Source organism: Rhizobacter sp. (assembly GCF_031412495.1).
GTDB lineage: Bacteria > Pseudomonadota > Gammaproteobacteria > Burkholderiales > Burkholderiaceae_C > Schlegelella_A.
Genome location: NZ_JANODC010000351.1, coordinates 1 through 2,151, shown reverse-complemented (window position 1 = coordinate 2,151; position 2,151 = coordinate 1). Strand labels below are relative to the sequence as shown.

The 2,151-nt window shown below is 74.7% G+C and carries 1 protein-coding gene; it reads right to left on the bottom strand.

What is annotated here, in order from left to right; translation table 11 throughout:
- A partial coding sequence (locus AC30N0_RS12905; RefSeq protein WP_489518313.1) for a sensor histidine kinase occupies positions 1-2,151 on the bottom strand: 2,151 nt, incomplete at both ends.

The window sequence follows — 2,151 nt, the reverse complement described above, 5'->3', positions numbered from 1 at the left end:
TCGGCGGGATCGGTGGCGACGCGCGCATCGCAGCCCTCCATCGACAGGAAGGCGGCGAGCGCCTCGGCGGCGTCCTCGTTGTCGTCGACGACGATGACGCGTGCGCGCCGCGGCGCTGCCTTCGCTGCCCCTTTGTCGTCGGCGCCGGCCGCGGGTGCGGCGGCGCTTGCGGGCGGTGCGTCGGCCAGGGGCAGGCGCACCTCGAAGCGGCTGCCCCGGCCGGGGCCGTCGCTGTGCGCGGAGACGGTGCCGCCGTGCTGCGCGACCAGGTTGCGGACCAGGGCCAGGCCGACGCCGAGGCCGCCGCGGGCGCGGTCCGGCCCCTGCCGGCCCTGCACGAACAGGTCGAAGATGCGCGGCAGCAGCTCGGCTTCGATGCCCTGGCCGTCGTCGGCGACGGTCACTACGCAGGCGTCGCCGTCGCGCCCGGCGCCGACCTCGATCGTGCCGCCTTCGGGCGTGTAGCGGGCGGCGTTGGTCAGCAGGTTCGCGAAGACCTGGCTCATGCGGCCGGCGTCGGCATCGAGGCACAGCTCGGGGGGCGGCAAGGCCATCTTCAGCGTGTGGCGGCGACCCTCGACGAGCGGCGCGGCGATCTCGGCCGCACGCGCCAGCACCTCGGCGACGACGACGCGCTCGCGCCGCAGCTGGACGTCGCCACGCGTGATGCGGGCGATGTCGAGCAGGTCGTCGACGAGGCGCGCCAGGTTGCCGACCTGCCGCTCGATCAGCCGCCGCTCGTGCTGGAAGGCGCCCTCGTCGCGCAGTGCCATGACCTTGAGCGTGGTGACGATCGGGGCGAGCGGGTTGCGCAGCTCGTGGCCGAGCATGGCCAGGAACTCGTCCTTGGCGCGGTTGGCGAGCTCGGCCTGGCGCTGTGCCGACTCGGCCTCGGAATAGAGCCGCGCGTTGTCGATGGCCAAGGCGGCACGCTGGGCCACGTCGGCGAGCAGGGCGGCGTCGTCGGGGCCGAAGGAGCGGCCCGATTCCGCCTGCAGGACGGCCAGCGCACCGAGGGTCCGGCCGCGCGCGACCAGGGGCGTGATCGACACGGCGTGCATGCCGATGAGACGGGCGAACTCCAGCAGCGCCGGGTCTCCGGTGGAGGCGAGGTTCCCCGGCGTGCCGAAGTTGGCGGTATGGCTCTGCCCGGTGCGCACGCACCAGGCCATGGAGCCGACGGTGTCCGGCCGGCCCTTCAGCCGCAGCATCGCCTCGGTAGCGATCCGCTCGCGTTCCGGGTCCGAGTGGTAGGCGAGGCCGCGGACCAGCTGGCCCTCTGCATCGATCAGGTCGATCCGGCACCAGTCGGCGACGGCAGGCGTCAGGATCTCGCCGAGGCGGCGCAGCGTCACCTTCGGCTCGAGCGAGCCGGAGAGCAGCTGGCTGGCGGCGGCCAGCAGCTCCAGCCGATGCCGCGCCGACTCGGCCTCGGCGCGGGCGGCGCGCTCGGCGGCGAGCAGCTGGACGCGCTCGGTCACGTCGTAGGTCGCGCCCGCCATGCGCAGCGGCCGGCCGGCGGCGTCGCGCTGCAGGTGGGCGCGCGTCGCCAGCCAGTGCACCGTGCCGTCGGGCCACACGACGCGGAACTCGGCTTCGTACGCCGTGTCGCTGGCCAGCGCCGACTCGATCTGCGCCTGGACCCGAGGCCGGTCCTCGGGGTGCACCAGCCTGGCGAAGTCGGCGACCGTGCCGCCGAACGCGCCCGGCGCGACGCCGTGCAGGCGATACACCGCCTCCGACCAGCTGACGCGGTCCTCGGCGATCTCCCACTCCCAGGTGCCGAGGTCCGCCGCCGCCATGGCCAGGCGCAGCCGGGCCTCGCTCGTCTGCAGCGCCGTCTGCGAGCGCGCGTAGCGCTCGAGCAGGCGCGCGTTGGCGACGACCGCGGCGGCGAGCGCCGCCAGGTCGTGCGCCGACTGCACGTGCTCGGCCGTGTGCTGGCGGCCCGAGCGGCCCATGAAGAGCGTCAGGGCGCCGATCGTCTCGTCGCGGAAGCGCACCGGCACGGTGACCATCGAACGGAAGGCCAGGCGGCGCAGCAGCGCCAGGTGGTCCGGGCCCTGCGCGATCTTCACGTACCAGGCGTCGTCGAGGTCGAGGTGCGTCGCCGCCTCGCCGGTCGACAGCGCGCACAGGTTGATGTCGGTG